This window comes from bacterium (assembly GCA_030654305.1).
GTDB lineage: Bacteria > Krumholzibacteriota > Krumholzibacteriia > LZORAL124-64-63 > LZORAL124-64-63 > PNOJ01.
This window is the reverse complement of the sequence record JAURXS010000114.1, coordinates 1-5,456: the sequence shown is the minus strand read 5'-3', so window position 1 is coordinate 5,456 and position 5,456 is coordinate 1. Positions and strand designations below refer to the sequence as shown.

The window sequence follows — 5,456 nt, the reverse complement described above, 5'->3', positions numbered from 1 at the left end:
GCCTGGACCTGGTACCTCGGACTCTAGGCCGCCGCCGGGGCGGCCCCCTACCAGTGGTTGCTGTACATGAGCATCGGGAACGCGACGAAGCTGCCGCCGTCGCCGGTCAACGGCCGGAATCCGCTCAGGGAAAACGAGTGGCTGTCGCCGAACAGGCGCACGCCGAGGTTGATGAAGCCCTCGAGGTCGTCCTCCTCGTCCGCGAGCAGCGACGCGGAACTCATGTACTCGATGAAGAGCTTGCCGCGTCGCGAACTCTGGAAGTCGCCGCCGAGGATGAAGGCGAGTTCGCTGTCGCCGTCGTCGTCGAAGGTCCGGTTGACCGCGAGGTTCAGGCTCCGGCGCCGGTCCCCGACGCCCGCCACCACCCCCACCGCCCCGAACATGATATCCTCCAGCAGCGTGTAGCTGCCCGTGAGCGCCAAACCGACCGGTTGCGTCTCGCGGTCGGTCAGGCGCAGCTTGCCGCCCAGGGAGATCATCAGGACCTCGGACGAGACGGGGAACAGGGTGCCGACGCTCAGGTTGAAGGCGTCGGAGAGCGAGGTGCCGTAGTTCAGGAAGAAGAGCTCGAAGTCGCGGAAGTAGCTGTCCCCCTTGGCCAAGGTGGCCGGCGTGGGGCAGAACATCAGGGAGTTGTAGTCCGGGTCGGCCAGCGCCCCCTTTCGTTCGACGCCGCGCGCCAGGCGGACGATGTTCGTCCGCGCGATCTCCATCCGGCCCAGCGCGTCGGTCTCGAAGACGATCCGGTCGGCGAACTCCTCCAGGATCCGGCCCGTCAGCAGGGTGCCGTCGGTGAGCAGCACTTCGTCCCGCGGCGCGTCCCCCGCCGCCGGGGTGCCGCCGAAATCGTTCGGGGCGGCGGCGGCGGTCGCGGCGAAGAGCAGGACTGCGAGGAGCGTGGCCCGGGGACGCGTCATGGTTCACCGTCCGGTTGATGGTGGTGCCGGTCACGCGCATGGTGACGCCTCCGGCCCCGCGCCGCCACCGGAAAGTGCGGTCGCCGGCGCGAAGAAGCCCCCGTCTCGGCCGAGACGGGGGCTTCGCGCTGCGGAGGCCGGCGGCTCAGGCTTCGCCGCAGAGCTTCAGGAGCTTGCGCTGCTCGTCGTCGACCCAGCGCTGGATCTCCACGATGAGGCCCTCGTTGCCCGGCTTGAACAGGTGCTTGAAGCGCACCTGGGTCTTGAGCCACTCCTCGATGGGCGTGCGGTCGGCCTTCGGCTTGTACGTCAGCTTGTACTCGCCGTTCTCGACCTCGAACAGCGGCCAGAAATTGCATTCGGTCGCCATCTTCGCCAGCTCCATGCCCAGCGCCGGGTCGAAGCCCCAGCCCACGGTGCACGGCATCAGGATGTTGAGGAAGGCCGGCCCTTCGACGTCCAGGGCCTTGCGCACCTTCATCTGCAGGTCCTTCCAGTGGAAGGGCGTCGTCTGCGCGACGTAGGGGATGTTGTGCGCCACCATGATCTTCGTGAGGTCCTTGCGGTGGCGGTCCTTCCCCTGCTTCACCTTGCCCGCGGGCGCGGTGGAGGTGTGCGCGCCGAACGGCGTGGCGCCCGAGCGCTGGATGCCCGTGTTCATGTACGCCTCGTTGTCGTAGCAGACGTACAGCATGTTGTGGCCGCGCTCCATGGCCCCGGACAGCGACTGCAGGCCGATGTCGTAGGTCCCGCCGTCGCCGCCGAAGGCGATGAAGTTGATCTGTTCGCGCGGCACGGGCAGCTCGCCCCGCTTCTTCAGGGCGCGGTAGGCGGTCTCGGCGCCCGAGACCGTGGCCGCGCAGTTCTCGAAGGCGGAGTGGATGAACGGCGTCTTCCAGGCGGTGTAGGGGAAGATCGTGGTGACGACCTCCATGCAGCCCGTGGCGCCGCCCACGACCGTGTCGCGGCCCGCGGTCAGCATGATCTGGCGCAGGATGTTCGAGCCCGTGCAGCCGGCGCAGGCGCGGTGCCCGCCGGTGAGGAGGTCCTCGTTCTTGGAAAGCGTCTGCAGGTTCACAACAGCCATGACGGTCCCTCCTTTACAGCCGGACGCCCAGCAGGTTGACGGTTTCGGCCTCGCGGCCCTTGGCGATCGCCTGCAGCTGCTCGATCAGCGAGACGATCTGCTTGGTGTCGGTGTCGCGGCCGCCGAGCCCGTAGATCCAGTTGTGGATCTTCGGCCGGGCCGGCAGGTCGTAGAGGGCCGAGCGGATCTCGTTGAAGAGCGGGCCGCCCCAGCCGCCGAAGCTGGCGGACTTGTCCATGACCCCGACCACCTTGGCCTTCGACAGGGCCTTGGCCAGCTCCACCGCCGGGAAGGGGCGGAACATGTGGATCTTCAGCAGGCCGACCTTCACGCCCTTCTCGCGCTGGGCGTCGATGACGTCCTTGGCCGTGCCGGCCGTCGAGCCGAGCGCCACGATGACCAGGTCGGCGTCGTCGGTGCGGTACTCCTCGAAGAACGAGTAGTGGCGGCCGGTGAGCTGGCCGAACTCCTTGTAGACCTCGGCGATGTACTTGGGCGCCCGCTTGAGCGCCTCGATCTGCGAGACCTTGTGCTCGAAGTAGTAGTCGGTGAGGTCCAGCGGCCCGACCGTGATCGGGTGGTCCATGTCCAGCAGCGAGTAGCCGGTCTTGAGATCCTTGGGCCCGATGAATTTCCAGGCGTCCTCGTCCGGCAGGATGTGCAGCGACTCGGCCGTGTGGCTGATGATGAAGCCGTCGTAGTTGATCATCACCGGCAGGCGCACGTCCTTGTGCTCGGCGATGCGCCAGCACATCAGGGCGTGGTCGTAGGCCTCCTGGGTGTTCTCGCACCACAGCTGGATCCAGCCGGCGTCGCGGCCGCCCATGGCGTCGGAGTGGTCGTTGTGGATGTTGATGTTGCCGGACAGCGCGCGGTTGACCACCGGCATGCAGATCGGCAGCCGCAGCGAGGCGGCGATGTAGACGACCTCCCACATCAGGGCGAAGCCGGCCGAACTGGTGGCGGTGAAGGTGCGGGCGCCGGTGGCGGCCGAGCCGATGGCCGCGCTCATGGCCGAGTGCTCGCTCTCGACCAGGATCATCTCGGTGTCGACGACCCCGTCGGCGACGAAGTCGGCGAACTTGTGCATCATCTCGGTCTGGGGCGTGATCGGGAACGCGGGGGCCACGTGGGGACGAGCCTGCTTGAAGGCGGTCGCCACGGCCTCGTTCCCGGTCAGCCCGACGTAGATCTGCTTCATGGGACACTCCTTTCCGTGGCTACTTCTCGTCGCGGACCATGACGATGGCCGCTTTCCCCTTGGCGGCGGGCGGGCAGTGCTGCGCACAGATCCCGCAACCCTTGCAGTGCTCGAAGACGAAGCCCGTCATGACGGTCTTCTCGCCGGTGCTGTCGATGGCCACGGCCGAATCCGGGCAGTAGATCCAGCAGAACATGCAGTGGATGCAGTTCTCGGGGACCCACTGCGGCACGTTCGAGCGCCAGTCGCCCGTCTTGAAGGCGGCGGCGTTGCCGGCCTCGGTGATGATGCCGCCCTCGTTCAGGCTGGAAGTCGGGATGAGGCTCATTCGGACACCAACTCCTTGTAGGCCCTTTCCACGGCGGTGACGTTCCCGTCGATGACGGCCTGGCTGAACTTCTTCTTGAAGCGCACCACCAGCGAGGCGACGAGGTTCTCCAGGGTGATCACGTCGGCCACCGCGGCCAGCGCGCCGATCATCGGCATGTTGGGGATCGGCCGCCCGAAGCATTCCTGGGCGATGAGCGAGGCGTCCACGGTGTGGACCTTGCCGCCCTTGATGCCGAGCCGCTTGCGGATGTTGGCGGGGGTCTCGACGGTGTTGATCAGGAAGACCGTGTCGTCGCTGGCGCCGTCGGGCACGCCCGCGGCCTTGGAGTCCAGCAGCGTGGGGTCGAGCACGATCACGTAGTCGGGCTCGGCGATGCTGCAGTGCAGGCGGATCGGGGCGTCGGAGATGCGGGTGAACCCGCGCACGGGGGCGCCTCGCCGTTCGGGGCCGTACTCGGGGAAGCCCTGGCTGTGCTTGCCCTGGTCGAGGACGGCCTCGGCCAGGAAGATCGCCGCCGTCTTGGCCCCCTGTCCGCCGCGGCCGTGCCAGCGGATCTCAGTGGTCGCTGCTGCCATGATCCATCACACTCCTTGCACCGAATCTGGCCGCGGGGGCCGGCCGGGTCCCCGCTGTATCGTTCCGTTAACAAAGGTAGTGCCTGCCGGACAGGGGTCAAATGAATTGCTTCTGGCTCGAAGATTGTCCCTGCGCTAACGCTTGATTTGATGCGACTTGGACATGCAGGGACCGCGTTGACAGGGGACGCACGCCGGGCACCTCGTGTGCCCGACGCGCTTGACCTGCGGCCTCCTGCGCCCTCCTGGCGCAGGAGGCCTCCGGACACCCCTGTCAACGCGGTCCCTGCATGTCCAAGTCGAACAGCATCAAGGCGTTCGGCTAGGGACAATCTTCAGGCCAGAACCGTGGCGATCTGGTATCCTGACGCTCGTATCGGACGCGGTACCCGCAATGCGGAGGTTTTTCGTTGCGCGACAGCGAGTTGCACAGGCGGTACCGCCTCGGGGGCGTGACGACCGACTACCGGTGCGCGCCGACGGGGTTGGCTTCGCTGGCGGAGCGGCTGGGGGGGCGGCCGGCCGTGGCGGTCGTGGACCGGGCGGTGGCGCGGCTGCACGCGGAACGGCTGGCGGCGGTGTTGCGGGACGGGGAAGGGGCTCCCCTGCCCCGGCTGGTCGTGGCCGGCGGCGAGTCCGCCAAGACGGTGGCGAACCTCGAGCGTGTCTGGGAGTGGCTGGCCGCGCGACGGCTGCCGCGCGACGGCGCGGTCGTCGGGGTGGGCGGGGGCGCGGTGCTGGACCTCGCCGGTTTCGCGGCGGCGACCTGGCAACGCGGCGTGGGCTTCGTCGCCGCGCCCACGACGCTGCTGGCCGCGGTGGACGCCGGGCTCGGGGGCAAGACCGCCGTCGACCTGGGGGCGTTGAAGAACCCCGTCGGCGCCTTCCATCCCGCCACGGACGTGCTGGTCGAGACGGACCTGCTCGGCACGCTGACGCGCCGCGACTGGCGCTGCGGCCTGGCCGAGACAGTCAAGGCCGCGGTCATCGCCGCCGCGCCCCTGTTCCGCGACCTCGAGGCGCGGGCTCCCGACCTCGCGGGCCTGCTGGCCGGCGGCCGCGCGGACCGGCCGGTGCCCGGGATCGCGGACCTGCCCTGGACCGCGTGGATCGACGGCGCGGTGCGGGTGAAGGGCCGCCTGGTCGCGCTCGACTTCCGCGAGGCCGGACCGCGGCGGGCGCTGAACCTCGGGCACACGCTCGGCCACGCGCTGGAACTGCAGCTGGGTTTGGCGCACGGCGAGGCCGTGGCGCTGGGCCTGGCCGCGGCCGCGCGTCTGGCCGCGGCGCGCGGGACCTGCCCGCGGCGGGACGCCGACCGCATCGTGGCGCTGCTGGCGGC

At 69.0% G+C, this 5,456-nt stretch carries 6 protein-coding genes; 1 reads left to right on the top strand and 5 read right to left on the bottom strand.

The genetic code is table 11. The features are described from left to right. Positions 1 to 47 precede the first annotated feature (47 nt). The 5 genes from Q7W29_03140 to Q7W29_03120 all read right to left on the bottom strand — a co-directional run bounded on the left by Q7W29_03140 (position 48) and on the right by Q7W29_03120 (position 4,114). Complete coding sequence (locus Q7W29_03140; protein MDO9170805.1) at positions 48 to 920, bottom strand: hypothetical protein; 873 nt, start codon at positions 918 to 920, stop codon at positions 48 to 50. A 145-nt stretch (positions 921 to 1,065) separates the two neighbouring features. Continuing rightward, the gene (locus tag Q7W29_03135) at positions 1,066 to 2,007 is read right to left on the bottom strand and encodes a thiamine pyrophosphate-dependent enzyme (protein MDO9170804.1); all 942 of its coding nucleotides are present in this window, start codon (positions 2,005 to 2,007) and stop codon (positions 1,066 to 1,068) included. Positions 2,008 to 2,020: 13 nt separating this feature from the next. Next, positions 2,021 to 3,208 (bottom strand): pyruvate ferredoxin oxidoreductase, encoded by a 1,188-nt coding sequence (gene porA / locus Q7W29_03130; protein ID MDO9170803.1) that lies wholly within the window; start codon positions 3,206 to 3,208, stop codon positions 2,021 to 2,023. Positions 3,209 to 3,227: 19 nt separating this feature from the next. Continuing rightward, entirely contained in the window at positions 3,228 to 3,536 is a 309-nt protein-coding gene (locus Q7W29_03125) for a 4Fe-4S binding protein (GenBank protein ID MDO9170802.1), read from the bottom strand. Further along, a complete protein-coding gene (locus tag Q7W29_03120) occupies positions 3,533 to 4,114 on the bottom strand; it encodes a 2-oxoacid:acceptor oxidoreductase family protein (protein MDO9170801.1) in 582 nt (193 codons plus the stop codon). The genes Q7W29_03125 and Q7W29_03120 overlap by 4 nt, the downstream gene beginning before the upstream one ends. A 410-nt stretch (positions 4,115 to 4,524) precedes the next feature. Between Q7W29_03120 and Q7W29_03115 the strand changes: the two genes are divergently transcribed. Beyond that, on the top strand, positions 4,525 to 5,456 hold a 932-nt coding region (locus Q7W29_03115; protein ID MDO9170800.1), incomplete at its 3' end, for a 3-dehydroquinate synthase family protein.

Coding starts and splice junctions, on each gene's coding strand:
- Q7W29_03140 (MDO9170805.1), bottom strand. CDS start 920: ATGACGCGTCCCCGGGCCACGCTCCTCGCAGTCCTGCTCTTCGCCGCG.
- Q7W29_03135 (MDO9170804.1), bottom strand. CDS start 2,007: ATGGCTGTTGTGAACCTGCAGACGCTTTCCAAGAACGAGGACCTCCTC.
- porA (MDO9170803.1), bottom strand. CDS start 3,208: ATGAAGCAGATCTACGTCGGGCTGACCGGGAACGAGGCCGTGGCGACC.
- Q7W29_03125 (MDO9170802.1), bottom strand. CDS start 3,536: ATGAGCCTCATCCCGACTTCCAGCCTGAACGAGGGCGGCATCATCACC.
- Q7W29_03120 (MDO9170801.1), bottom strand. CDS start 4,114: ATGGCAGCAGCGACCACTGAGATCCGCTGGCACGGCCGCGGCGGACAG.